The sequence below is a fragment of the Streptomyces sp. NPDC059850 genome (genome assembly GCF_042731515.1).
GTDB lineage: Bacteria > Actinomycetota > Actinomycetes > Streptomycetales > Streptomycetaceae > Streptomyces.
On record NZ_JBHWJI010000006.1, the window covers coordinates 112746 to 135874 of the forward strand.

General features: G+C 71.3%; 20 protein-coding genes. 5 read left to right on the plus strand and 15 right to left on the minus strand.

The features are described 5' to 3' along the window. Nucleotides 1-175: 175 nt before the first annotated feature. Nucleotides 176-2170 (minus strand): beta-N-acetylglucosaminidase domain-containing protein, encoded by a 1995-nt coding sequence (locus ACFV9T_RS07125; protein WP_385437267.1) that lies wholly within the window; start codon nucleotides 2168-2170, stop codon nucleotides 176-178. 185 nt (nucleotides 2171-2355) lie between these two features. Beyond that, the gene (locus ACFV9T_RS07130) at nucleotides 2356-3282 is read right to left on the minus strand and encodes a DMT family transporter (RefSeq protein ID WP_385437268.1); all 927 of its coding nucleotides are present in this window, start codon (nucleotides 3280-3282) and stop codon (nucleotides 2356-2358) included. A 122-nt stretch (nucleotides 3283-3404) separates the two neighbouring features. On the opposite strand from ACFV9T_RS07130, the gene ACFV9T_RS07135 reads away from it, so the two are divergent. Next, nucleotides 3405-3752, plus strand: coding sequence for an ArsR/SmtB family transcription factor (locus ACFV9T_RS07135; RefSeq protein WP_385437269.1), 348 nt, complete (start codon nucleotides 3405-3407; stop codon nucleotides 3750-3752). A 23-nt stretch (nucleotides 3753-3775) separates the two neighbouring features. On the opposite strand, the gene ACFV9T_RS07140 is transcribed toward ACFV9T_RS07135, so the two are convergent. Next, nucleotides 3776-4969 carry a cytochrome P450 gene (locus ACFV9T_RS07140; RefSeq protein WP_385437270.1) on the minus strand — a complete coding sequence of 398 codons (1194 nt, stop codon included), beginning with the start codon at nucleotides 4967-4969 and terminating at the stop codon, nucleotides 3776-3778. A 72-nt stretch (nucleotides 4970-5041) separates the two neighbouring features. Between ACFV9T_RS07140 and ACFV9T_RS07145 the strand changes: the two genes are divergently transcribed. Continuing rightward, nucleotides 5042-6661, plus strand: a complete 1620-nt coding sequence (locus ACFV9T_RS07145) for an ABC-F family ATP-binding cassette domain-containing protein (RefSeq protein WP_385437272.1) — start codon at nucleotides 5042-5044, stop codon at nucleotides 6659-6661. 27 nt (nucleotides 6662-6688) lie between these two features. Here ACFV9T_RS07145 and ACFV9T_RS07150 read toward each other — a convergent pair whose 3' ends face one another. From ACFV9T_RS07150 to ACFV9T_RS07170, 5 genes are all read right to left on the minus strand, one after another. Beyond that, nucleotides 6689-7906 carry an acyl-CoA dehydrogenase family protein gene (locus ACFV9T_RS07150; RefSeq protein ID WP_385437273.1) on the minus strand — a complete coding sequence of 406 codons (1218 nt, stop codon included), beginning with the start codon at nucleotides 7904-7906 and terminating at the stop codon, nucleotides 6689-6691. Between the two features lie 44 nt (nucleotides 7907-7950). Then, entirely contained in the window at nucleotides 7951-8727 is a 777-nt protein-coding gene (locus ACFV9T_RS07155; protein ID WP_385437274.1) for a crotonase/enoyl-CoA hydratase family protein, read from the minus strand. Between the two features lie 43 nt (nucleotides 8728-8770). Further along, nucleotides 8771-9937 (minus strand): CaiB/BaiF CoA transferase family protein, encoded by a 1167-nt coding sequence (locus tag ACFV9T_RS07160; RefSeq protein ID WP_385437275.1) that lies wholly within the window; start codon nucleotides 9935-9937, stop codon nucleotides 8771-8773. A 132-nt stretch (nucleotides 9938-10069) separates the two neighbouring features. Next, complete coding sequence (locus ACFV9T_RS07165; RefSeq protein ID WP_385437276.1) at nucleotides 10070-10981, minus strand: LysR family transcriptional regulator; 912 nt, start codon at nucleotides 10979-10981, stop codon at nucleotides 10070-10072. A gap of 10 nt (nucleotides 10982-10991) precedes the next feature. Next, entirely contained in the window at nucleotides 10992-12611 is a 1620-nt protein-coding gene (locus ACFV9T_RS07170) for a carboxylesterase/lipase family protein (RefSeq protein WP_385437277.1), read from the minus strand. A gap of 264 nt (nucleotides 12612-12875) precedes the next feature. On the opposite strand from ACFV9T_RS07170, the gene ACFV9T_RS07175 reads away from it, so the two are divergent. Beyond that, the gene (locus ACFV9T_RS07175; RefSeq protein WP_385437278.1) at nucleotides 12876-13670 is read left to right on the plus strand and encodes a SigB/SigF/SigG family RNA polymerase sigma factor; all 795 of its coding nucleotides are present in this window, start codon (nucleotides 12876-12878) and stop codon (nucleotides 13668-13670) included. Nucleotides 13671-13740: 70 nt separating this feature from the next. Here ACFV9T_RS07175 and ACFV9T_RS07180 read toward each other — a convergent pair whose 3' ends face one another. The 7 genes from ACFV9T_RS07180 to ACFV9T_RS07210 form a co-directional block, all read right to left on the minus strand. Beyond that, nucleotides 13741-14196, minus strand: coding sequence for a group II truncated hemoglobin (locus ACFV9T_RS07180; protein ID WP_385437279.1), 456 nt, complete (start codon nucleotides 14194-14196; stop codon nucleotides 13741-13743). Beyond that, nucleotides 14193-14519, minus strand: coding sequence for a putative quinol monooxygenase (locus ACFV9T_RS07185; protein ID WP_385437280.1), 327 nt, complete (start codon nucleotides 14517-14519; stop codon nucleotides 14193-14195). The genes ACFV9T_RS07180 and ACFV9T_RS07185 overlap by 4 nt, the downstream gene beginning before the upstream one ends. 283 nt (nucleotides 14520-14802) lie before the next feature. Continuing rightward, complete coding sequence (locus ACFV9T_RS07190; protein ID WP_385437281.1) at nucleotides 14803-15858, minus strand: acyl-CoA dehydrogenase family protein; 1056 nt, start codon at nucleotides 15856-15858, stop codon at nucleotides 14803-14805. Continuing rightward, nucleotides 15855-16925: a peroxidase-related enzyme gene (locus ACFV9T_RS07195; protein WP_385437282.1), complete on the minus strand. Its 1071-nt coding sequence runs from the start codon at nucleotides 16923-16925 to the stop codon at nucleotides 15855-15857. Before ACFV9T_RS07195 ends, ACFV9T_RS07190 begins: the two co-directional genes overlap by 4 nt. Nucleotides 16926-16977: 52 nt before the next feature. Then, nucleotides 16978-17919 (minus strand): carbohydrate ABC transporter permease, encoded by a 942-nt coding sequence (locus ACFV9T_RS07200; RefSeq protein WP_385437284.1) that lies wholly within the window; start codon nucleotides 17917-17919, stop codon nucleotides 16978-16980. Then, nucleotides 17916-18746, minus strand: coding sequence for a carbohydrate ABC transporter permease (locus ACFV9T_RS07205; protein ID WP_385437286.1), 831 nt, complete (start codon nucleotides 18744-18746; stop codon nucleotides 17916-17918). Before ACFV9T_RS07205 ends, ACFV9T_RS07200 begins: the two co-directional genes overlap by 4 nt. Further along, complete coding sequence (locus ACFV9T_RS07210) at nucleotides 18743-20137, minus strand: ABC transporter substrate-binding protein (RefSeq protein WP_385437288.1); 1395 nt, start codon at nucleotides 20135-20137, stop codon at nucleotides 18743-18745. The genes ACFV9T_RS07205 and ACFV9T_RS07210 overlap by 4 nt, the downstream gene beginning before the upstream one ends. A 341-nt stretch (nucleotides 20138-20478) precedes the next feature. Between ACFV9T_RS07210 and ACFV9T_RS07215 the strand changes: the two genes are divergently transcribed. Both ACFV9T_RS07215 and ACFV9T_RS07220 read left to right on the plus strand, forming a co-directional pair. Beyond that, entirely contained in the window at nucleotides 20479-20895 is a 417-nt protein-coding gene (locus ACFV9T_RS07215) for a (2Fe-2S) ferredoxin domain-containing protein (RefSeq protein ID WP_385437289.1), read from the plus strand. A gap of 104 nt (nucleotides 20896-20999) precedes the next feature. Further along, complete coding sequence (locus ACFV9T_RS07220) at nucleotides 21000-23129, plus strand: glycoside hydrolase family 127 protein (RefSeq protein WP_385437291.1); 2130 nt, start codon at nucleotides 21000-21002, stop codon at nucleotides 23127-23129.

The following is a 23129-nucleotide window of genomic DNA, read 5'->3' on the forward strand; positions in this document are numbered from 1 at the left end:
CGGGGCGCGGGCCGGGCGGGTCGGCCGCGTGGCCGACACCCACGCGGCCCCGACCGGGGTGGTCGTCTGGGCCGCCGAGACCGCCGAGACCGCCGAGACCGCCGAGACCGCCATGGCCACCGTGGCCGATGCCGGTCTCGAACCGCTCTGCACCCGTGGGCGGGCGCGCCCTCGGTCAGTCGGCCGTAGCGGATGTCGCCCGGGTGCCCGTTCCGCCGAGGCCGGGCGCGGCCACGAGGAAGGTGTCGAGGACTCCGTCGGCGACGCGGACCGGGCCCTCCGGGCGGGTCTCGCCCGGGATCGTACGGATCCGCCCGGCCTGCTTGGCCAGCGACGACGCCTCGGCGAACCACCGCTCGGCCTGCCCGGTGTCGCCGTCGAGCCGGGCGCCCAGCGCGTCCAGGGTGCGTTCGAAGGCACGGCCCCACAGCGTCAGCGCGTCCAGCCAGGGCGCGCTGTCCGCCACGAAACCACGGTCGGCCACGTCCGCCCTGATGGTGGCGGGTGTGGTGGCGAGCAGCGTCGCGGTGGGGCGCAGGGCGTCCAGCGCCGCCCGCTGCCGTCCGGCGTCCCAGTCGGTACGGAACTGGGCCAGCCGCGCGGCCAGTTCGGGGGCCTGCGGCTGCCACGGTTCGTCGCCGAAGGTGGGCGCGAGGTGCTGGGTGTCGAAGAAGGCCAGCAGCGCGGAGACGGTGGCCGCGTCCGCGTCGTTCCCGGCCAGATACGCGGCGGCGGCCCGCCATGTGCGATCGGGGTCGTACGCCGTGTCGTTCCACGCGAAGTCCGCGCCGCCGAAGAGGGCGACCTTGCTGGCGGCGGCCTGGTTCATCGGGTTGAGGACCAGCCCGGAGAGCTGCTGGTGCAGACCGGGCTCACGGGCGTCGTACGGGGCGAGCAGCAGCCGTCCCTCGGCCTGGCCGTAGTCGTTGACCGGGTAGTTGTCCCAGACGAACACCTTGCGCCCCCAGACCGTGGCGGCGCGCGTGGCGTCGGCCACGGTGATGTGCGGCGGCACCACGTCGGTCCCGGTCCACATGACCTCGACCCGCGCGTCCAGCCGCTCGCGCAGGGTCTGCTTGTACGCGGTGTCGGCGAGGTCGCCGTACTCGGTCGGCACCATCTGGAGCGGCGCGGTGCCCTCGCGCGCGTCCAGGAACTGCTTCTGCACCCGGTTCAGCAGATCGGCCTGCGCCGCGCCCGCGGCCCGCTGCGAGGGCTCGCCGTAGGCGGCGCGGTCGGCGGCACAGTTCCACCGGGTGTAGCTGATGTCGTCCAGCGGCACCGAGAAGCTGCGCACCCCGAGGTCGTACATGGCCCCCAGCTTGGCCTGGAGCGCCGTGAACTCGGCGGGATCGCTGTAGCAGAGGGAGTTGCCGGGGGAGAGGGCGAAGGTGAACCGCACATGGTGGGCGGTGGCCTGCCGGACCAGCTCACCGAGCTGGGCGAGCTTGTCGGCCGGGTACGGCTCGCGCCACTTCTCCCGGTGGTACGGGTCGTCCTTGGGCGCGTAGACGTACGTGTTCATCTTGACGTCCCCGTAGAACGCCAGCTGATCCATGCGCTCGGCGTGGGTCCACGGGCTTCCGTAGAACCCCTCGATCACCCCGCGCAGCGGCATCAGCGGATGATCCACGACGGACACCGAGGCGATCGCGCGCCTGCCGGTGGCCCGGGGGCCGGTGACCAGCTGACGCAGCGTCTGCGCCGCGTAGTACGTCCCGTCGGCGTCCGCGCCCGCGAGCGCCACCGCCCTGCCCCGCGCGGCGAGCGCGTACCCCTCCGCGCGCAGCTCCCCGGGCACCCGGCCCCCGGCGGCCCGCAGCGCCGCCGCGACCCGGGCGTCGGTGATCCGCCCGACGGTCACCGTCAGCCCCGGCCCGGAGCCGCCCCGCAGGTGCCGCGCCCCCGCGCGGCGCAGTACGGAGGCGACGAGGTCGCGCGTGGGCTGGTCCACCCCGTCGCCGTAGACCACCCGCACCGTGGCGGGCACCGCGACGTCCGGGCCGAGCCGGGTCATCGTCTGCGGACGCGGGACGACGGGTGGCAACGCCCTGGCCCCGCCCGCCGCCGGGGCCCCGGCGGCGGTGGCGGTGGTGCCGAGGGGCAGCAGTAGCCCGAGGAAGGTGAGGAACGCGATCACAGCGGCCAGAGGGCGGGAGCGAGGGCGCATGGGACATCTCCTCCGTGGCGTGGCGTGGCGTGGCATACGGCGGCGGTGCACGGCGGTGACACGTGGAGCGGAGTGAGCGACGGGGCGGATCATACCCATGACCCGGGACCGGCGAATCCCGGCGCGGCCGTTCAAGTAGAGGGACGGCAGACTGCCAACAGCTGTCTGGTATCCGATATATGACGCTACGTCAGCATCGATTCCCTCTCGGCTGCCTTCGCGGCCGCGCGCGGACGCCCTCCGGTTCCCAGGAAGGTCGCGGCGACGGAGGCGAGGGCGACCGCGGCGATGCCGAGCCACTGCGGCCAGGCCAGCCGCTGGCCGAGGATGAGGAGGCCGAACAGGGCCCCGGCGGCGGGCTCCAGGCTCGTCAGGACGCCGAACACACGCGGTGGGATCCGCCGCAGTGCCTCCAGATTGAGCGAGTACGGCAGTACGCTGGCCGCCACCGCCACCACCGCGGCCACCCACAGCACCTGGGGGTCCAGCAGCGCGGTTCCGGCGTGGGTGATGCCGTACGGGGTGCTCAGCAGGGCCGCCCACAGCACCGCCAGCGCCAGGCCCTGGCCGCCGCTGAGGCGTCGTGCCATCCGGGCGGAGACGAGGATGTAGCCGCCCCAGCAGGACGCCGCCACCGCGGCCAGGGCGAGGCCGACCGGGTCGAGGGGTACGCCACCCCCACCGAGCAACAGCACGCCGGCGGCCGCCAGGCATGCGGGCAGCAGGTCGATCGCGCGTCGTGATCCGGCCAGGGCGATGGCGAAAGGGCCGAGGAATTCGATCGTGGCCACGGCGCCCAGGGGGATGTGGTTCACGGCCTCGTAGAACGCGAGGTGGTGCCCCGCGAGCAGGGCTCCGGCGCCGATCACCGTTCCCCAGGCGCCCCGCACCGAGGCCAGCGTCCGCCGCCGGGGCCGCCACACCAGGCAGAGCACCACACCGGCGATCAGCAGCCGGAGGAACACCACGCCTGGCGCCCCCACCTGCGGGAATATCTGGGGCGAGAAGGCCGCGCCGAACTGGATTCCGCACACACCGCCCAGCACCAGCACGGGAGCGGGAATGTTCCCCACGACCCCGGTGAAGCCACGGGGTGCACCGCTGTCGTTCATTCCTCGGTCCACGTTCCTCTCGCCTTGTGCGGTTGCCAGCAGTGTTCAATGAAAAGCGAACACTGGGGACTGTAAGATATTCATCGAACACTGGGCAAGGCGGGAGCAAGGTGAGGTGGGGCATGGTGAACCAGGCCACAGGTGGCGGTCACCGCGCCGCACCCGTGCACACGGACCCCGGCGAGGTGTCCGTCCTGACCGCGCTGTCCGCGCTCGCCGATCCGGTGCGCATCCAGCTGGTCCGCGAGCTGGCGGGCTCCGCCGAATGGACACGCAGCTGCGGCAGCTTCGACGTGTCCGTCGGCAAGGCCGCGCTCAGCCACCACTTCTCGGTCCTGCGCGGCGCCGGTCTGGTCGAGCAGCGCGACCAGGGGCCCCGGCGGGTCAACCGGCTGCGCCGCGAGGAGTTCGACGCTCACTTCCCCGGGCTGCTCGACCTGGTTCTGCGCCCCGACGCGATGGCCGATTGACGCGCGCGGCCTCCGCCGTCAGGTCACAGGGAAACGGGAAGGGACCGCAGGCTGCGGCTGCGCAGCGATGCCGTCCACCGCAGGTCGTCGGCGGAGCCGAGCAGCGCGAGCTGCGGGAAACGCCGGACCAGGGATGTCACGGCGATGGTGTTCTCCATGCGGGCCAGGGCCGCGCCCGGGCAGAAGTGGGAGCCGTGCCCGAACGACAGGTGCTTGGTGTCTTCACGGTGGGGGTCGAACGCGTCCGGTTCCGCGAAGCGGGCGGGGTCGCGGTTGGCCGCCGCCCAGGACAGCCAGACGCGCTCACCGGCCGGGATGGCGGTGCCGTCTATCTCGATGTCCTCGGTGGCGAAGCGCCGGACGGCGAGCATGGTCGGCGGATTCCAGCGCAACACCTCCTCCGTCACCGCGTCCATGGCCAGCTCGCCGGTACGGACGGCCACCAGGTGCCGTGGGTGGGTCAGCAGCGCCAGCACGCTGGTGGTGATCAGGCTCGCCGTGTTGTCGTAGCCGCCGAAGAGCACCAGGAAGGCCATGGCCACCAGCTCGTCCTCGCTCAGCCGGTCTCCCTCGTCGCGCGCCGCGATGAGGGCCGACAGCAGGTCTTCCCCCGGCGCCACGCGTTTGCGGTCGATGAGGTGTGCCAGGAAGCGGTGCATCTCCCGCATGGCCTCGCGGGAGCGCTGGGGAGCGCCGGGCTCGGAACTCAGCAGGGTGTCCGTCCAGCGCCGGAAGTCCGGGCGGTCGTCGGACGGAACGCCCATCAGGTCGCAGATCACCGTCATGGACAGCGGAATGGCCAGATCGGTGGCGACATCGGCGCGGTCCTTCGAGGCCATCGTGTCCAGCAGCTGGTCGGCTGCCTGCCGCACCGCCTCCCGCAGGCTCTCCGTGCGGCGAGGGGTGAACGCCGTGCCCACCAGGCGGCGCAGCCGTGCGTGAGTGGCGGGGGCGCTGTTGAGCAGGTGCGCGTCCAGCTCGGCGGGCATGGAGTGCACATGGCCGCGGGCGGCCCGCGCATACCGCTTGCTGACCGACAGCCGCCGGTCCGCGGCGGCGGCGCGGACGTCCTGGTAACGCGTCACCAGGAAGAGCGGGCCTCCGTCGGGATCGACGGCCCGGTGCACCGAACCGGTTCGGCGTAAGGCGGCATAAGAGGCGTGCGGGTCCGCGAGGAAATCCCCGCCCAGCGGTAGGGGGTTCTGTGGCGTGGACATGGGTTCTCCTCCTGTGAAGGGGCATGAAAATGCCTTGCCGGTCATGGCGCGGTGACAAGAGAATGCCGGATCATGGGACATCTGGAGGCCGCGCATCTCGCCTACTTCCTGCCGGACGGGCGGTTGCTGCTCGGCGACGTCTCGTTCCGGGTGGGCGAAGGCACCGTCGCCGCGCTGGTGGGGCCGAACGGGGCGGGCAAGACCACGCTGGTGCGGCTTCTCTCGCGCGAGACGGAACCCCATGAGGGGACGGTGACCGTCAGCGGCTCACTGGGGGTGATGCCGCAGTTCGTCGGTTCCGTACGGGATGAGCGGACCGTGCGGGACCTGCTGGTCTCGGTGGCGCGGCCCGCCGTACGGGAGGCGGCCCGAGCGGTCGACGCGGCGGAACTCGCGGTGATGGAGCGGGACGACGAGGCCGCCCAGATGGGGTACGCCCAGGCGCTCAGCGACTGGGCCGAGGTGCGTGGCTACGAGGCCGAGACGCTGTGGGACATGTGCACCACGGCCGCCCTCGGGGTGCCGTACGAGAAGGCGCAGTGGCGATCGGTGCGCACGCTCAGCGGGGGCGAGCAGAAGCGACTGGTGCTGGAGGCGCTGCTGCGGGGCCCGGACGATGTCCTGCTGCTGGACGAGCCGGACAACTACCTGGATGTGCCGGGGAAGCAGTGGCTGGAGGAGCGGCTCCGGGAGACAGCCAAGACCGTGCTGTTCATCAGCCACGACCGGGAACTGCTGTCCCGCGCGGCCGAGCGCATCGTCAGTGTCGAGCCCAGCCCGGCGGGCAGCGACGTATGGGTCCACGGCGGCGGTTTCGCCACGTATCACACGGCCCGCGACGAGCGGTTCGCACGGTTCGAGGAGCTGCGGCGCCGCTGGGACGAGAAACACGCCCAGCTGAAGCGTCTGGTGCTGGACATGCAGCGGTACGCGGCGCGCAGCGATGAGATGGCGTCGCGCTATCAGGCCGCGAAGACCCGGCTGCGGAAGTTCGAGGAGGCGGGCCCGCCCCCGGAGCCACCGCGCAAGCAGGACATCACGATGCGGCTGGCGGGCGGACGCACCGGGGTGAGGGCGCTGACCTGCCGGGGGCTGGAGCTGGAAGGGCTGATGCGCCCCTTCGACCTGGAGGTCTTCTACGGCGAGCGGGTGGCCGTGCTGGGGTCCAACGGGTCGGGCAAGTCCCACTTCCTGCGGCTGCTGGCCGGTGAGCACGTCGCCCACCGGGGGGAGTGGAAACTGGGCGCGCGCGTCGTGCCCGGCCACTTCGCGCAGACCCATGCCCGCCCCGAGCTGACCGGCCGCACCCTCGTCGAGATCCTGTGGACCGACCATGCCCGGGACCGGGGCCGGGCGATGAGCGCCCTGCGGCGGTACGAGATGGAACGCCAGGGCGACCAGCTCTTCGACCGGCTCTCGGGCGGCCAGCAGGCCCGTTTCCAGATCCTGCTGCTCGAACTGGCCGGGACGACCGCGCTGCTGCTGGACGAGCCGACCGACAACCTGGACCTGGAGTCGGCGGAGGCGCTTCAGGAGGGGCTGGAGGCGTACGACGGCACGGTGCTGGCCGTCACCCACGACCGCTGGTTCGCACGCTCCTTCGACCGCTTCCTGGTCTTCGGTTCGGACGGTGTCATCCGCGAGACAGCGGAGCCGGTGTGGGACGAGCGCCGCGTCGACCGGCTCCGCTGACACGGAATCACACCAGCTGCCACGGACTCATACGAAGGCGCTCTGGCCGGTGATCGACTTGCCGACGATCAGGGTGTTCATCTCCCGGGTGCCCTCGAAGGAGTAGATGGCCTCGGCGTCGGCGAAGAACCGGGCGATGTCGTGGTCCAGGAGGATGCCGTTGCTGCCGAAGATCTCCCGGCCCCAGGCCACGACCTCCCGCATCCGGGCGGTGACGAACGCCTTGGCCAGTGCGGAGTGTTCGTCGCGGAAGATGCCGCTGTCCTGCATCCGGGCGAGCTGCGTCAGCATGCCCCAGGACGCGGTGACATTGCCCAGGCTCTTGACCAGCAGATCCTGCACGAGCTGGAAGCCACCGATCGGGCGGCCGAACTGGTGGCGCTCCCGGGCGTAGTCCAGCGCCAGTTCATACGCACCGGCCATCACACCCAGCGCCTGCCACGCCACCCCGCCTCGGGTGGCGCGCAGGATCTCCGCGACGTCCCGGAAGGAGTTGATGTTCCGCAGCCGGTCGGCCTCCGGCACCCGGACGTCGGTCAGGGTGATCTCGGCGTTCTCCACGATCCGGAAGGCGAGCTTGTTCTCGATCTTCGCGGGGCTGAACCCGGGTGTGCCCTTCTCGACGACGAAGCCCTTGACGTGGTTGTCGCCGACGTCCCGGGCCCACACCACGACGTAGTCGGCGAAGGTGGCGTTGCCGATCCACTTCTTGGCGCCGTTCAGGACCCAGGTGTCGCCCTCGCGCCGGGCGGTGGTGCGCATGCCGCCCGCGACGTCGGAGCCGCCGAGCGGCTCGGTCATGGCGAACGCGCCGATCTTGTCCATCGCGGCCATCGCCGGGAGCCAGCGGTCGCGCTGCTCCTGGTCGCCGCCCGAGTGGATGGAGTACATCGCCAGGCCGTTGTGGACGCCGAAGAAAGTGGACACCGAGGCGTCGGTGCGGGCCATCTCCATCGCCAGCATGCCGCTCAGGAGGTTGCTGACGGCGGGGCGGTGGGCGCCGTAGCCCTCGTACGGCAGGCCCGCGAGGCCGCTGTCGCGGAACAGGGCGATCAGCTCGCTGGGGAACTCGCCCTTGGCCCAGTTCTCGTTCACCAGCGGCTTGACCTGGTCGCGCAGAAGGGCGCGGGCCCCCAGGAGGATCTTGCGTTCCTCGTCCGGCAGCAGCGACTCGTAGTGGTAGAAGTCGGCGGTCAGTTCGTCCGCGATCGGTCCGACGGCCGACGGCTGCGCGGGGGTGGTCATCTCAGGCTCTCCTCCTCGGAAGTGGTCGTGCTTCATGTCGTGTCTCACCGCCCCGTCCACCGCGCGGGGCGGCGTTCGGCGAAGGCCGTCATGCCCTCGCGGACGTCGGCCGAGGCCATCAGCGCCGCCATCTCCCCGCGCTGGAAGGCGAAGGCGTCGGCGTCGGACGCGCCGTCCGCCGCGCGGACGACGCGCTTGACGGCGGCCAGCGCGAGCGGGGCGTTGCCGCCGAGTCGTTCGGCGAGCTGAAGCGCCTCCGCGACGGTCTGTCCGGCGGCGGTGACGCGGTTGGCCAGGCCCAGTTCGGCGGCGCGGCGGCCGTCGACCGGCTCGCCGGTCAGCAGCAGCTCCATGGCCAGGTGGTACGGGATGCGCTGGGGCAGCCGGATCACACCGCCACCCGCCGCGATCAGCCCGCGCTTGACCTCGGGCAGGCCGAACCGGGCGTCCTCGGCCGTGACGATCAGGTCGCAGGCCAGGGCCAGTTCGAAGCCACCGCCCATGGCCCAGCCCTCCACGGCGGCGATCAGTGGCTTCTCCCGGTCGGCCTCGGTCAGGCCGCCGAACCCGCGGCCCGCGACCTCGGGCGACTCGCCGCGCACCGCCGCCTTGAGGTCCATCCCGGCGCTGAACGTGCCTCCCGCACCGGTCAGGACACCGGCCCGGAGCGCGGGGTCGGCCTCCAGTTCGTCCAGGGCGCCGGTCAGACCGGCGGCGACCGCCGCGTTCACGGCGTTGCGGGCCTCGGGGCGGTCGAGGGTGATCAGCAGGGTGGAGCCGATCCGCTCGGTGCGTACGGGGTGTGCGGGGGGAGTGCTCATGGGGGTCCTCGTCAGAGCGGTGGTGTGTTGGGGACGGCGGCGCTCAGCGCGTGGCGTCGAACTCGGCGAACACGTCCTCGGTGTCCTGGCCCGCGACCGGCGCCAGACGGCGGATCGAGCCGGGAGTGGCGGAGAAACGCATCGGGATGCCGATGGTGCGGACCGTGCCCTCGGTCGGGTGCTCGACGGTGTCCAGCAGATGGCCGTCCCGGACGTACGGGTCCTCGTGGGCGCGGTCCAGTTCCAGCACCGGGGCCATCGGGATGCTGTGCTTGGCGCACACCTCGGTCCACTCCGCGGTGGTCAGCGCCGGGGCGCAGGCGTCGATCAGCGCGGCCAGGCCCTCGTAGTCGTCCCGGTCGATCTCCTCGCCGCACACCCGGGGGTCCTCGGCCAGGTCCGGGCGTCCGGCGGCCGCGAAGAAGTCCCGGTAGTTCCGCGGGTTGTACGGGATGACACAGGCCAGACCGTCCTTGGTGCGCACCGCCTTATGCCCCTTGGTCATCGACAGATGGAAGCCGGTGGGGCCCATCTCGGGCTCGTAGGTGTGGCCCGCCAGATGCTCGACCAGGTTGAACGCGATCAGCGTGTCCGTCATCGGGACCTCGACGAGCTGACCCCGGCCGGTCCGGTCCCGGTGCAGCAGGGCGGCGAGGACGCTGTAGGCGATGGTCAGCGAGGAGACCTTGTCGCCGATGATGGTGGGGAGGTAGACGGGCTCGCCCAGGGCGCGGTCGGCGATGTCGACCAGGCCGGAGGCGGCCTGCACGGTCTCGTCGTAGGCGGCGTTCCCGGCCCGGTCCGAGTCGCCGCGGAAGCCCTGCGCGTGCGCGTAGACGAGGCGCGGATGGCGGGTGGCGAGGTCGTCGTAGGACAGGCCCAGGCGGCCCAGCGCACCGGGCCGCATGTTCGTGATCAGTACGTCGGCGGTGTCGATCAGTTCGAGCGCCCGCTCCCGCTCCGTCTCGTCCTTGAGGTTGAGGGTCACGCTGCGCTTGTTGCGGTTGACGTTGAGGTTCAGCGCGGTCATGCCCGGCGTGGTGCGGTAGTGGCCCACCCGCACGGTGTCGGCGGGCGACTCGATCTTGATCACATCGGCGCCCAGGTCCCCGAGGATCTGGGCCGCGTAGGGGCCCATCACCACGGTCGAGAGGTCGATCACGCGCACGCCTTCCAGGGGACCGGCGATGGTATCCGTGATGTCCGTCATCGTTGTGCCTTCACTCCTTGCTCCGCCGCTGTATGTGCATCTGGAAACTAAATTAGCAAGGGGGTGGCGAAGACGGAATGATCATGTTGCGAAAAGCGGTATGACCGCAGTGGTCATGCCGCCCTGTGAAGGTTAGGCGTGGAGTGGTTCGGCGAATATCTCACGGGCGGCGGAAGCGACTTCTTCCAGGTCACCGCCGTCCGCGCGGTCCTGTCGCCAGAGCAGTCCGGTCTCCAGCTGGGGATGGAAATCGGAAAAGGGGAGGACGGTCACATTGTCAAGACGGTAATTCTGCAGAGGGCTTCTCGGGTCCAGCATGGAAATGGAGAATGCCAGACCGCTCGACACTATTTCGGAAACCGCGTCGAAGCTCGCGCTGTTCAGTTTGATGCGCTTCTTGAGGCCGAGATCGGACAGCTGCTGGTCGAGTCCGCGGAAATACGCGTGGGTCACCGCCACCGGAGAACCCGCGTAGGCGAGGTCGGCCAGCTCCGCCAGCGCGACCGACTCCCGCCCGGGGAACCCGTCCCTGGGCACGACCGCGCCGAGCCGTTCCGACATCACCGGCAACTGCTCCAGCGCCGGGTCGCCGCAGACCGGGAGCCGGGCCAAGGTCAGCCCCAGTCTGCCGTCGCACACCGCGTCGACCAGGCGGTCGGTGGCACCCGGCCACCGTTTGATCTCGAACCGGTCGCGGACCCGCTCGGCGAGGGCGTCGATACGTTCCCGCAGGTCCGGGTGGATGCCGGTGGGTACGCCGAGCAGTACGGTGGTCCGCTGCGGCCGGGTCGTCTCGTCCAGCCGCCACTTGATGGAATCGACCTGCTCCAGCACACCGCGCGCGATCGGCAGCAGCGCGCTGCCCGCCGGGGTGAGCCGCACATGGTGGGTGTCGCGGTCGAAGAGCCGGTGTCCGAGTTCGTTTTCGAGATCCTTGATCCGCCGGCTCAGCGGGGACGCCGCCATGTGCAGTTTGCGGGCCGCGGTGGAGAAGTTCAGTTCCTGGGCGACGGCGGCGAAGTAACGCAGGTGTAGAAGCTCCACGGAACCCACCCTAGGGCGTGCCACGGACGCGCAGCGCGTCCGCGAGCGGGGCCGGGTCGGTGGTCAGCCAGTCGTAGTCGATCCCGTTCCAGAAGGAGCACTGGTGTTGTGCCGCATACGCCTTCGCGCTGACGGTCTTGCTGCTGTCGCCCGGCAGCAGCGACATCAGACGGCCGCTGCGGTACGACGGCCACGCCACCTGCCCCCGCGTCGTGGGGTCCGCGTCCCGTACGAACGCCCCCCAGTGGCGCACCATCGTCCGCGACAGTTTCCGCTGCTCCGGTGTGAGGGGTTTCTGGGCCATGCTGGGCCACAGATAGGCGAGTTCGGTGGCGTGGCTCGCGCCCGCCGCGAAGCCCGGGGGAACGGGGCCGGGGGAGGGGGTGTCGCGGTCGCCGAATTCGTAGAAGTACGTCCTGGGCTGCTGGGACGCGAAACGGCCCGCGAGGCGTTGGTACTGGCAGCCGCCCATCCCGTAGAACACGCTGCTGTCGGTCCACACCGCGCTGAGGGCGTACGCCGCCTTGTACCGGCCGGGCCGGGCGCCGTACGGGTAGCGGGCGAGCACACCGCCGGCGTGCGGGCCGTAGTGCTGCCGGATCACCCGCTCGTACTGCGCCCTGGTCGCGTTCGCGAACGGGGGTGACCACTTGCGTGTCTCGTCGCGGTTGGCGCCGATGAGGAGCGGGACATCGGCGGACCGGCCGGTTCGCACCGCGACCCCTGGCGCGACCGGCAGTTCGGGAACGCCGGACACCGGCAGGGGGCCGTTCAGGATGCCGCCGAAGTCGCGCCCGGCGGCGAGCACGTCGTCCGGCCGCTTGGCCCGCAGACAGGACACGGCGGTGGCGGAATCGCGGCAACCGGCGGCGGTGGCAACGCTTCTGCCACGCACCCTGGCCTGCGCGGGCGTGAGGCTCGGACACCCACCGCTCTGGATGATCGCGCGGTCGAACAGACCACGGGCCGGTGGCGAGGCCAGCAGGGAACACACGGACTGGCCACCGGCCGACTCGCCCGAGAGGGTCACCCGGCCGGGATCCCCGCCGAACGCGGCGATGTTCCGCTGGGTCCAGCGCAGCGCCGCCGTCTGGTCGAGCAGGCCGTAGTTGCCCGCGCCGCGCGCGCTCAGCCCGGGCAGATCGAGGAAGCCGAACACGCCGAGCCGGTAGTTGATGGTGACGACCACGATGTTGTTGGTCCGCGCGAGCTGCGAGCCGTCGTAGAGGTCGCCCGAACCGCTCATGAAGCCGCCGCCGTGAATCCAGAACAGCACCGGCAGCGGGCGCTGCGTGCGCCGCTCGGGGGCGTAGACGTTGAGGTACAGGCAGTCCTCACTCGTGCCCGGGCCGTCGCCGGTGGCCGTCTGGACGCAGCGCGCGCCTGGGTCGTGCGCCGAGCGCACCCCCGGCCACTCGGCGGCGGGCGCGGGCGGCTGCCAGCGCCGGTCGCCGACCGGTGGCGCGGCGTACGGAATGCCGAGGTACCGGCCGACCCCGCCCGCGGCGGACCCCGCGACCTCGCCCTTGTCGGTGGACACCGTCAAGGGGCGCGACACGGTGGGCGCGGCCGAGGGGACGGTGAGCAGCGCGGCCAGGGCCACCGCGGCGGCGAGTATGCGTCGGATCATGGAACGTCCTGGACCTCCCGGAAACAGGTGTCCATCGAATCATGTGGCGCACCCGCGCCTCGATCCCCCCATAGACACTGCGGCCCATACCCACTGCGGGTGGAGGTTGTTTGCGGGTGCCCGCCAGGGGCAGGCGCATGGATGTGCTTCGGAACGGAGGCACGCCCACGGGAGCGGTTCGGCTGCTCCGGGGTGTGCTCTGTCCGCCACCCCGGTCAGCCGGATTCTCCCACGCCGCCCACGCCACGAGGGAGAGACCGGCGCATGACTGCCGTACGCACACGGAGCAAGCACTCGCACGACGACGCTCCCGACACCGCCGCCCAGTTCGAGCGCATCGCCGAGCTGCCCGACGGTCCCGAGAAGGAGGCGCTGCGGCAGGACGTGGTCCGCGCGTGGATGCCGATGGCGGAGCGGCTGGCGCGGCAGTTCCGCAACCGCGGTGAGCTGGCGGAGGATCTGCGGCAGGTGGCGATGCTCGGCCTGGTGAAGGCCGTCAAGCGGTACGAGCCGGACCGTGGCAGCGCGTTCGCGAGCTTCGCCGTGCCGACCGTCGTCGGTGAGATCAAGCGCCACTTCCGCGACCACATGTGGGGCGTCCATGTGCCGCGCCGCGTACAGGAGTTGCGCAACCGGGTGCGCGCCGCCGCGCAGGAACTCACCCGCACTCCCGACGACCGCCGCCCGAGTGTGCGGGACATCGCCGAGCACACCGGGATGAGCGAGGAGGACGTACTGCTGGGGATGGAGGCGATGGAGAGTTTCTCCGCGCTGTCCCTGGACGCCGAACTGCCGGGCGCGGAAGACGGATACTCGCTCGCCGACACCCTCGGCGCCACCGAGCCCTCCTATGAGCGCGTCATCCAGCGCGAAGCCCTCAAGCCCAAGCTGCGCGCCCTGCCCGAACGCGAGCGCCACATCCTCTACCTGCGCTTCTTCCGCGAGGAGACACAGGGCCGGATCGCCGAGCAACTCGGCATCTCCCAGATGCACGTCTCCCGGCTCATCAACCGCACCTGCGCCCGGCTGCACGACCAGATCGAGGCCACGGCCGCGTGACGGGCGTCCGCGACCGCTCCGGCCCCGGACACGGCGCGGTGGGGGCCGCCGGGCGGCGGCCCCCACACGTTCACACCAGCCCGTCCCAGCCCCAGCGGGGCGTCGGGCCCGGCTCGCCGAGGTCGTCACCGGGCGATCCGGCCGAGACGTCGCGGGCGATCCGGGTTCCCCAGTCGAAGTACTCCAGGGCCCGGCGGCGCAGCAGTTCGTCGTCCGGGAACTCCTTCTCGACCGCGATGGCCATCAACTCCATCCAGCGGAGCCGCTGTTCCTCGGTGATGGACTGGCCCAGGTGGGAGCGGAGCAGGGCCTGGTGGCCGCCGAGCCGCGCCGTGAAGTCGGCCGGGCCGCCGAAGACTTCGGCGAGCCAGACGGCGACATGATCGATGTGCGTCCGGGTGAAGTTCGCGAAGACCGGGGCGAGCAGCGGGTCCGCGAGGACGCCCTCGTAGAAGGTGTCGCTCAGCCGCCGCAGCGCGTCCATACCGCCGACGGCGTCGAACAGGGACTCGGTGCGCCCGGTCATGCCGCCCCTCCGGTGGCGGACACGACGGGCGTCCTCGCGTAGTGCTTCATCTCCTCGATGTCCTGGATGTAGGAGCGAATCGAGGCCAGGAACGGCGGGAAGTGCGGGCCGCCGCGAAATCCCTGCAGGTGGTCCTCGACGGAGGTCCACTCGATCCGCAGGATGTAGCGCTCGGGCTCCTCGACACCCTGAGACAGCTCATAGCCCAGGCACTGCGGGGCGAGGTCCAGCTGCTCGGCGGCGGTCGCGTAGTCCTTTTCGAAGGCGGCTCTTCGCTCGGGGGCGGTGATGCGGTAGCGGATGTATTCCACTGTCACGGTCATCCTCCATGGCTTGATTCCGCCAGGATTGACGACCGGCGCCCCGGAGCCCAGGGGGTTCGCCGACGGCGCACCAACTGGATTGGGCCGTTCCCGCAGCCACCCCCGCAGCCGCCCCCGCAGCGTCCCACCACTCGCCGCTGGGACAGCTGAGACTCCTGAGGTGACTGCGGTAGATATATGCCAAGTTTGTTGCCCGGAAGGGGGACATGGGGGCACCATCCGTGCCACACTGAACGTAGGCCCTCACCGCATCCCCCGTCGGTGAGGGCCATTCTCTTTCCCGCTACCGCCGCAGCGCCGCCAAATGCGCCGTGCGGACTTCCGAGGTCTGGCCCTGGACGACGAGGAACAGGCCCTCCCGGGCGAGGCGCTGCGCCGGGTGGGAGAGGCCGAAGGCCCGGCCGCCGCCCGCCGCGATCGCGGCCGTCGTGGCGGCGCGCATCACGTCGTACGCCCGGGTCTTGGCCGCGAGCCGGTCGTCCAGCCGTTCGGCGGGCGGCACCTCGTCCACCAGGGCGTAGGCATCGCGGCGTACGGCGTCCAGGCGTGTCCGCAGGACGCCCGCCGTCTCCTTCGCCTCGCCGTCCCCCGAGGCGTCGACGAGGTCGAGCGCGGCGCGGGCCACGCCGAAGACGGCGGGGTTGGTGTTGGTGTTCTTCGGGCGGTCGTCCGTCGCCCAGCGCTCGTGCGGCAGGCGCACCGCGACCGCCTCGTCGGGCACCACGAGCCCGTCGAGCAGCAGCCCGACCGTGTGCGACCCGGTGAGCGCGGCGAGCTGGAGCGGGCCGGTGGCGGTGAGGCCCGGCTGCTCACGCGCGTCGACGACGCCGAAGACCACCTCGCCGTCCTCGGTTCCGCCGCCCAGCAGGAACAGGTCGTTCAGCCCCCAGCCGGTGTACCAGGGCACCCGCCCGTCGAAGCGCCAGCCGTCCGCCACCCGGGTGGCCCGCACGGGCAGCTTCGGGTGGGCGCGCAGATGCGAGAAGGCGATCCCGGCGAGCAGCGTGCCGTCGCTCAGCGGCCGCAGCCAGCGCTCGCGCGCCGCCTCCTCGCCCGTGGCCAGGGTCCGCACCGGCGTGTGGTGCTGGGCCTGGATGAAGAACGTCGAGCAGCAGGCGCCGGAAAGGATCTCGGCGATCTCCCGGCCCACGGCCGCCGGGGCCTCCGCGCCGCCGTACGCCGCCGGGGCGTTCACCCCCAGTACCCCCGACGCCTTGACGGCGGCGATGGCCTCGGGCGTGACGCCCTCCCGGTCGTGCGCCTCGGCGGCGGGGGCGAGGACGTCGTCGGCCAGCCGGTGGGCCGCGGCGACGAGGGGGTGGTCGGGCGTGGCGGTCATGCGGTGTGCTCCTCTGTGGTGGACCGAGGGGAACGGGGCTCGCCCAGGGTGAGCATCAGACGGTTGGCCCAGGCGAACACGGCGACGACGTGGACGAGGTCCAGGATCTCCGTATCGTCCAGGCCCGCGTCCGTCCGCAGCGCCGTGAGACCGAGCGGCTGATGGGGCTCGCGGGTGAGGCGCACCGCGAAGTCGGCCACGGCGCGTTGCCGCGCCGTGCCCAGGTCCGCGCCGGGGCCCGCGTCGAGGAGCGCCCGCGCGGGGCCCTCGTCCTTGGCGAGCTGCGCGAAGCGCCGGGCGTGCACGGACGCGCAGTACACGCAGCCGTTGACGTGCGACACGGCGAGCGCGGCGATCTCCCGGTCGCGGCGGTCGAGCCCGCGCGGCGCGTACATGATGGCGTTGTAGAGCCGCGACCGCTCGCGCAGCGCCGTCACATCGTGGACGAGCGCCAGGTAGTACGGCGAGGTCTTCGCCGTCGGCAGCGACTCCTCCAGCACGGCGATCTGCTCGGGCGTGGCGCGGTCCACGTCCACCGTCTCCACCCAGGCGTCCCACTCCAGCGCGTCGAGCGTGAACGGGCGCCCCTCGCTCGCCACGCCGTACGCGGGGACCTCGCCGCCCTCCGCCGGGAGCCCGCCGAGCGCCCGCAGCCCGGCCGCGAGCCGTGCCTGGTACGTGACGAACGCGACGAGCTGCGAGGCCGCGACCACATCGGGCGCGTCCCAGCCCGCCTCCGTCAGCGCCGCGATGTCCTTCGGACCCGCCGTGGAGGGGCTGAGGACGAGGAGTTCGGCGTGGCGCAGCAGCGCGTCGAAGCGCGCGGACGGCTCGGGCGCCGGGGCCAGGCCCCGGTAGTGCGCCGCCAGCGCCCGCGCGCCGTCCCGCTCGGCGGCGTGGGCGGCGAGCGCCGCGCGCTCGGCGCGGGGCAGGCTGGCGGTGCCGGTCAGCAGCGCGTCGTGGGCGCCCTGGGTGCGGTCGTACGCCGTGTCGCGGTACGTCCGCAGGGTGGCGGGCGTACCGGCGACGGCGTCGATGACGTCGAAAGCTACAGACGTTTCAACCACAGTTGATGCCTTTCGGGATTTCCTGGGGCCGTGCTGATCAATGGGGCCGTGCTCAGCCCGTCGCGTCCTCGCTGGCCCGGTACGCGCGCAGATACAGCCGCGCGCCCGCGACCAGGAGGATGGCCACGCACACCGCCAGCGCGGAGGCGAGACCGAGGTCCTGATCGGCGAAGGCCAGCTTCCTGATCTCCAGCGGGACGGTCGTCGAGGTGTCCATCGGGCCGCCGCCGGAGAGCAGATAGGGCAGGTCGAAGTCGTACGCCGTCCAGATCGTGCGCATCAGCATGGCGATGATCAGCGCGGGCGCGATCCACGGCAGCGTCACATGCCGGAAGATCCCGAACCGCCCCGCGCCGTCCAGCGACGCCGCCTCGCGCAGTTCGCCCGGCAGGGTCTGGAGGCGGGCGAGGACGACGATCACGATGAACGGCACGTACTTCCAGCAGTTCACGGCGACCAGCGCGAACATCACCGTCGCCGGGTCGGCGAACGGGTTCACCAGGGTGTCGCTCAGCCCGAGCGTCCGCAGCAGATAACCGGCCATGCCCGAGGTGTCGTTGAACGCGAAGCGGAACACCATCGCGGCGACCACGGCGGGCACGACGTACGGGAAGAGTACGAGCCCCCGGGCCAGGGTCTGGCCGCGCAGCCCCGCGTTGAGGAGCAGCGCGACGGCGACCCCGGCGGCGGCCTGGATCACCATGTTCCCCGCGACCCATAGCACACTGCGCCCGAACGCGCCGCGCACCGACGGGTCCTCCCACAGGCGGCGGTAGTTGTTGAGGCCGAGGAAGGTGTGTTCGCGGGTGAGGAAGTCGACGCGGAAGAAGCTGTCGAAGACCGACGCGAAGAAGGGGTAGACCGCGAAGACGAGCAGCAGCAGGAGCGCGGGCACCAGCATGAGGGTGCCGAGCGCGCGGTCGGACAGCCCCCGGCGCCGGGCCCGGTCGGGCTCGCGGGCGCTCGTACGGGACGTCTGGGATACGGCAGTCACTTCACGGCCCCCTGTCCGATGCCGCCGACGAGGAACTTCTGGACGAGCACGAACAGCACCAGCACGGGCGCCACCACGATCAGCGCGGCGGCCATCAGCACGCCCCACGAGTAGACGCTCGTCTGGTCCATGAGCAGCGAGAGCCCCGGGCTGAGCGTCAGCTTGTCCGGCTCCGCCATCAGCGTGGAGGCGAAGAGGTATTCGCTCCAGGCCGCGTTGAAGGCGAACACGGCGGTCGCGATCAGCCCCGGCACCGACTGCGGCAGGACGACCCGTACGAACGCGCCGAACCGGGTGCAGCCGTCGACCATCGCCGCGTCCTCCAGCTCGATGGTGAGCCCGTGGAAGTACGAGCGCAGCGTCCACAGCGCGAACGGCAGCAGCGTGGCCGTGTAGATCACGATCAGCGCGAGGAGGTTGTTGGCGAGCCCGAACCGCGCCACCAGCTGCGAGACCGGCACCAGCACCAGGATCGGCGGCACCAGATACGCGAACAGCGACAGCTCCCCGACCCACCGCAGCCCCGGTATCCGGAACCGGACGAGCGCGTACGCGGCGCAGGTGCCCAAGCCGACGACCAGCAGCGTGGCGGCGGTGGCCACGATCAGCGAGTTGGTGAGATACGTGCCGAACGACGAGATCTCGAAGAGCGTGCGGAAGTTGTCGAGCGTGACCGTGTCCGGGAAGAACGTCGGGGGATAGGAGATGATCTCCTCATCCGGTTTGACCGCCGTGAACAGGATCCACAGCAGTGGCAGATCGGCGATGAGCACGACGGCGGCCAGCGCCACGTACTGCGACACACGCCCAAGACGCAGAGTCCTCATGCCGCGGGCCTCCACTCCGGGTTGGCCGACTTCCAGTCGCGGGCCGCGAAGGCGAACTGGTCCACGGCCCGGCGCCACGCCTCCTCGGGGTCGTCGCCGCGCAGCAGGATCGACTGCACCATCGAGGCGTCGGCCGGTGGCGGCGCCCACGCCTTGCCCGCCCAGGGGCAGGGGTTGGACAGCTTGCCGTCGTACCGCCCGTTGACGACCGAGCCCATGGCCATGTCGGGGCTCAGCGCGTTCGGCACGAGATCGAGGATGGTGCGCACCCACTCGCCGTGTTTCCGCAGGTACGGGTCGTCCGAGACGCCGATCTCCGCGCGCAGCCGCTCCCCTACGGACTTCAGCGGCGGCACCAGGTGGCCGGGGACGGTGAGGGAGAACTTCAGCGCGTTCTCGCCGGTGGTCAGCTCCTTGAGGAACGCCCTGGCCGCGCGTCTGTGCCGGGTGTGAGCGAAGACGCTGTACTGGTTCTTGCCGCCGTACGCCAGCCGCCCGGTGCGGAACGGGCCCGCGGGGACCGGCAGGACGCCGGTGACCTCGGCGATCCGCGGGTTCTGCTCGGCGAGGTTGACGCCGAGCCGGCCCGCCATCGTCGCGAAGGCGGCCTTCCCGGAGATGTAGGTGTTCATCAGGTCCGGGTAGTTGGTGTTGTACGCGCCCTTGCGCGCGTACCGCATGATCGCGACGTGCCGTTTCACGCCGTCGAGCACCTCGTCCTTGCCGAACAGCACCTCGCCGTCCGGGCCGTAGTAGTCCCAGCCCGACTGGTAGACGTACGGGGAGAGGAACTGGGTCGTCATCCCGGGTGTGTTTCCGGCGCCGGACGAGATGCCGTCGATGCCGTCCCTGCCGTGCAACTCCCGTACCGCGCCCAGGAATTGGCCGTAGGTGCGGGGCGGCTCGATGCCCGCCTTGTCGAGCAGGTCCTTGCGGTAGTACAGGACGGAGGCGTTGGCCTGGAAGGGCATCGCGTAGTCCTCGCCGCGGTGCACGATGCGGGTGCCGGGCAGGAAGTCGTCCTCGCCGATGTCCTCGATCATGCCGCTGAGGGGCAGCAGATAGCCCTTGACGGCCCAGTCGAGGATGTTCGCGGCGGGCGGCGCGAAGACACCGATGTCGGTGCCGGTCTGCATGGCCGTCTGGAGGTACTGGAGCTGGTTCTCGTCCGAGTACAGCGTCATCTTGACGGTGACACCGGGGTGGCTGCGCTCGAACCGCTTGATCACGGAGCGGTAGAAGGCGAGTGATTTGGGGTCCGACTCGGTCGTGTAGAAGGGCACGACCGTGCCACCGGAGTCGGTGTCGGCGCATGCGGACAGCAGCGCGGAACCGGAGGAGGCAGCGGCCAGCGACAGCAGGCCGCGCCGCGATACGCGGGCGGAGGGCATGGTGGTCCAGGGGAGGGAGCGCGGCGAAAGGTCGGGGGAGCGGGCAGGAACCGCTCAACATCCCGTCGTGGTGGACCTGCGGAGGTCGAGATACCGGCGCTTGGTGAGAAGCAGAGTCCGCACAGCAGCCCCCTCGAATCCGTGTGCGATACAGGTGACCTTGAAGCTATGCGGTGGGTCGTCCGCTGTCAAAGCTGTCTTGAGGTGCGGGCTGTCTTGAGGTGCGGGCGGAGAAGGCGCCGTGGTGCGGTCGGGTGTGCGAATGGAATGATGGCGGCGGGGGCGGATCTCCCCGACACCAGAGACCGGCGACCGGCGACCGGAGAGAGGGAGGGCCCGCCATGTCCACGAGGCTGCCTGGAGAGACGGCCGAGCCGACCGGCGACCCACTGGACGAAAGCCCACGCCGCGGCTCGGTGCAGTGCCGCCTCGTCGTGTGCCGGGACTGCTGCTGCGGCAGCGCCAAGCTGTCCCACGTCGACCACGCGGCCCAGACCGAGCGGCTGCGCGAGGTCGCCCCGGTACGGATCTCCGACTGCCTCGACGTCTGCGACCACGCCAACGTGGTCGTCGTACAGCCCTCCGCCGAGGGCCGCGCGGCCGGTGCCCGGCCGGTCTGGCTGGGGCTGGTCAATGACCCGGCCGCGAACGAGGACATCGCCGCGTGGGTCCGCGCCGGTGGCCCCGGTATCGCGCCACTGCCGGAGATCCTGGACCTGTACACGATCCTCCCGCCGGGGCGTCGTACGGCGTCCTGAGCACTGAAAGCCTTACCGCTTTTCTTCGTAGGCCATGTTTTCTTCGTAGGTCATGCGCCACCGCACCCATCGCCGTCATCCGGATCGACGATCGGAGTCCGAGCATGTCCCAACCTCCCTCCCGCCGCCGGGCGTTGAGGCTCGCGGCCGGAGCCGCGGCCGCCGCCCCGCTCGTACCCGCCCTGCCGCGGGCACACGCGGCGGCCACTCCCACATCGACCCAGGCCGAGTGGTCGGTGCACCCCTTCCCGCTGGGTCACGTCACCCTCGGCGACGGGGTGTTCCGCCGCAAGCGCGACCTCATGCTCGACTACGCCCGGTCCTACCCGGCCGACCGCATCCTGGCCGTCTTCCGGGCAACCGCCGGGCTCGACACCCGTGGGGCCAGGCCGCCCGGCGGCTGGGAGACCTCCGACGGCAATCTGCGCGGCCACTACGGCGGCCACTTCCTCACGCTCATCGCCCAGGCCTGTGCCGACACGGGGGAGCCCGCGCTCAAAGCCAAGCTCGACTATCTGGTCGACGCGCTCGGCGAGTGCCAGCGTGCCCTGGCGGAACACGGCACGCCCAGACCCAGCCACCCCGGCTATCTGGCGGCGTACCCGGAGACCCAGTTCATCCTGCTGGAGAGCTACACCACGTACCCGACCATCTGGGCCCCGTACTACACCTGCCACAAGATCATGCGCGGGCTGCTCGACGCCCACACCCTGGCCGGGAACGAACAGGCGCTGAAAATCGCCTCGGCGATGGGCGACTGGGTGCACAGCAGGCTCGGCCACCTGCCGAAGGCCCAGCTGGAGCGGATGTGGTCCATCTACATCGCCGGTGAGTACGGCGGGATGAACGAGGTGATGGCGGACCTGTACGCGCTCACCGACCGCCCCGAACACCTCGCCGCCGCCCGCTGCTTCGACAACACCACCCTGCTGAACGCCTGCGCCGAGGACCGCGACACGCTGGAGGGCAAGCACGCCAACCAGCACATCCCGCAGTTCACCGGCTATCTGCGGCTGTTCGACCACACCGGCCAGGACACGTACGCCGACGCGGCCCGCAACTTCTGGGGCATGGTCGCGGGACCCCGGATGTACAGCCTGGGCGGCACGGGGCAGGGGGAGATGTTCCGGGCCAGGAACGCCATCGCGGCCACCCTGGGCGACAAGAACGCCGAGACCTGCGCCACGTACAACATGCTCAAGCTGAGCAGGCAGCTGTTCTTCCGCGAGCCGGACCCCGCGTACATGGACTACTACGAGCGCGGCCTGACCAACCACATCCTCGCCTCCCGCCGGGACGCCCCCTCCACCACCAGCCCGGAGGTCACGTACTTCGTCGGGATGGGCCCGGGGGTGCGGCGCGGGTACGACAACACCGGCACCTGCTGCGGCGGCACCGGCATGGAGAACCACACCAAGTACCAGGACTCGGTGTACTTCCGCTCCGCCGACGGCACCGCGCTCTACGTCAACCTCTCCCTCGCCTCGACCCTGCGGTGGCCGGAGCGCGGCTTCGTCATCGAGCAGACCAGCGACTACCCGGCCGGGGCCGCCCGCACCCTGACGTTCCGCGACGGCACCGGGCGGCTCGACCTGAAACTCCGGGTCCCGGCCTGGGCCACGGCGGGCTTCACCGTCACCGTCAACGGGGTCCGGCAGCGGGCCGATGCGCGGCCCGGCAGCTACCTCACCCTCAGCAGGACCTGGCGGCGCGGCGACCGGGTCCGGATCTCCGCGCCCTACCGCCTGCGGATCGAGCGGGCCGTGGACGATCCCACCGTGCAGTCGGTGTTCTACGGTCCGGTCCTGCTGGTCGCCCGGAGCGCGGAGACGGCGTTCCGCCCGTTCTCCTTCTACAAGGACTTCACGCTGCGGGGCGACCTCGCCGACGCGATCACACCCGGCGAGCGGCCGATGCACTTCACCACCCACGGCCTGACCCTCGCGCCGTTCCACCTCGCCGACGACGCCCCGTACCACGCCTACTTCCGGCGCGTGGAACCCGTCGTCGCCTTTGGCGCCGCCGACTCCGGCGTGCCGAACCGCGCCCGAGGGGACGGGCTCACCTTCCTCGACGTGCTCTGGGAGCAGGCCCCCTTCGCGACCTCCGGCCGCTTCGTCCGGGCGGTGCGCACCCTCGCCGACACCTGGCTGGGCGAGGGGCTGTTCAGCCGGGCCGAGCGGGACGAGGTCATCGCGGCGGCGGTCGGGGCGGACCTCCGGAGAGGTGAATAA

Bases quoted from the DNA above. Each gene is read 5' to 3' on its own strand.
- ACFV9T_RS07125 (WP_385437267.1), bottom strand. From the start codon at position 2,170: ATGCGCCCTCGCTCCCGCCCTCTGGCCGCTGTGATCGCGTTCCTCACC.
- ACFV9T_RS07130 (WP_385437268.1), bottom strand. From the start codon at position 3,282: ATGAACGACAGCGGTGCACCCCGTGGCTTCACCGGGGTCGTGGGGAAC.
- ACFV9T_RS07135 (WP_385437269.1), top strand. From the start codon at position 3,405: ATGGTGAACCAGGCCACAGGTGGCGGTCACCGCGCCGCACCCGTGCAC.
- ACFV9T_RS07140 (WP_385437270.1), bottom strand. From the start codon at position 4,969: ATGTCCACGCCACAGAACCCCCTACCGCTGGGCGGGGATTTCCTCGCG.
- ACFV9T_RS07145 (WP_385437272.1), top strand. From the start codon at position 5,042: ATGGGACATCTGGAGGCCGCGCATCTCGCCTACTTCCTGCCGGACGGG.
- ACFV9T_RS07150 (WP_385437273.1), bottom strand. From the start codon at position 7,906: ATGACCACCCCCGCGCAGCCGTCGGCCGTCGGACCGATCGCGGACGAA.
- ACFV9T_RS07155 (WP_385437274.1), bottom strand. From the start codon at position 8,727: ATGAGCACTCCCCCCGCACACCCCGTACGCACCGAGCGGATCGGCTCC.
- ACFV9T_RS07160 (WP_385437275.1), bottom strand. From the start codon at position 9,937: ATGACGGACATCACGGATACCATCGCCGGTCCCCTGGAAGGCGTGCGC.
- ACFV9T_RS07170 (WP_385437277.1), bottom strand. From the start codon at position 12,611: ATGATCCGACGCATACTCGCCGCCGCGGTGGCCCTGGCCGCGCTGCTC.
- ACFV9T_RS07175 (WP_385437278.1), top strand. From the start codon at position 12,876: ATGACTGCCGTACGCACACGGAGCAAGCACTCGCACGACGACGCTCCC.
- ACFV9T_RS07180 (WP_385437279.1), bottom strand. From the start codon at position 14,196: ATGACCGGGCGCACCGAGTCCCTGTTCGACGCCGTCGGCGGTATGGAC.
- ACFV9T_RS07185 (WP_385437280.1), bottom strand. From the start codon at position 14,519: ATGACCGTGACAGTGGAATACATCCGCTACCGCATCACCGCCCCCGAG.
- ACFV9T_RS07190 (WP_385437281.1), bottom strand. From the start codon at position 15,858: ATGACCGCCACGCCCGACCACCCCCTCGTCGCCGCGGCCCACCGGCTG.
- ACFV9T_RS07205 (WP_385437286.1), bottom strand. From the start codon at position 18,746: ATGAGGACTCTGCGTCTTGGGCGTGTGTCGCAGTACGTGGCGCTGGCC.
- ACFV9T_RS07210 (WP_385437288.1), bottom strand. From the start codon at position 20,137: ATGCCCTCCGCCCGCGTATCGCGGCGCGGCCTGCTGTCGCTGGCCGCT.
- ACFV9T_RS07215 (WP_385437289.1), top strand. From the start codon at position 20,479: ATGTCCACGAGGCTGCCTGGAGAGACGGCCGAGCCGACCGGCGACCCA.
- ACFV9T_RS07220 (WP_385437291.1), top strand. From the start codon at position 21,000: ATGTCCCAACCTCCCTCCCGCCGCCGGGCGTTGAGGCTCGCGGCCGGA.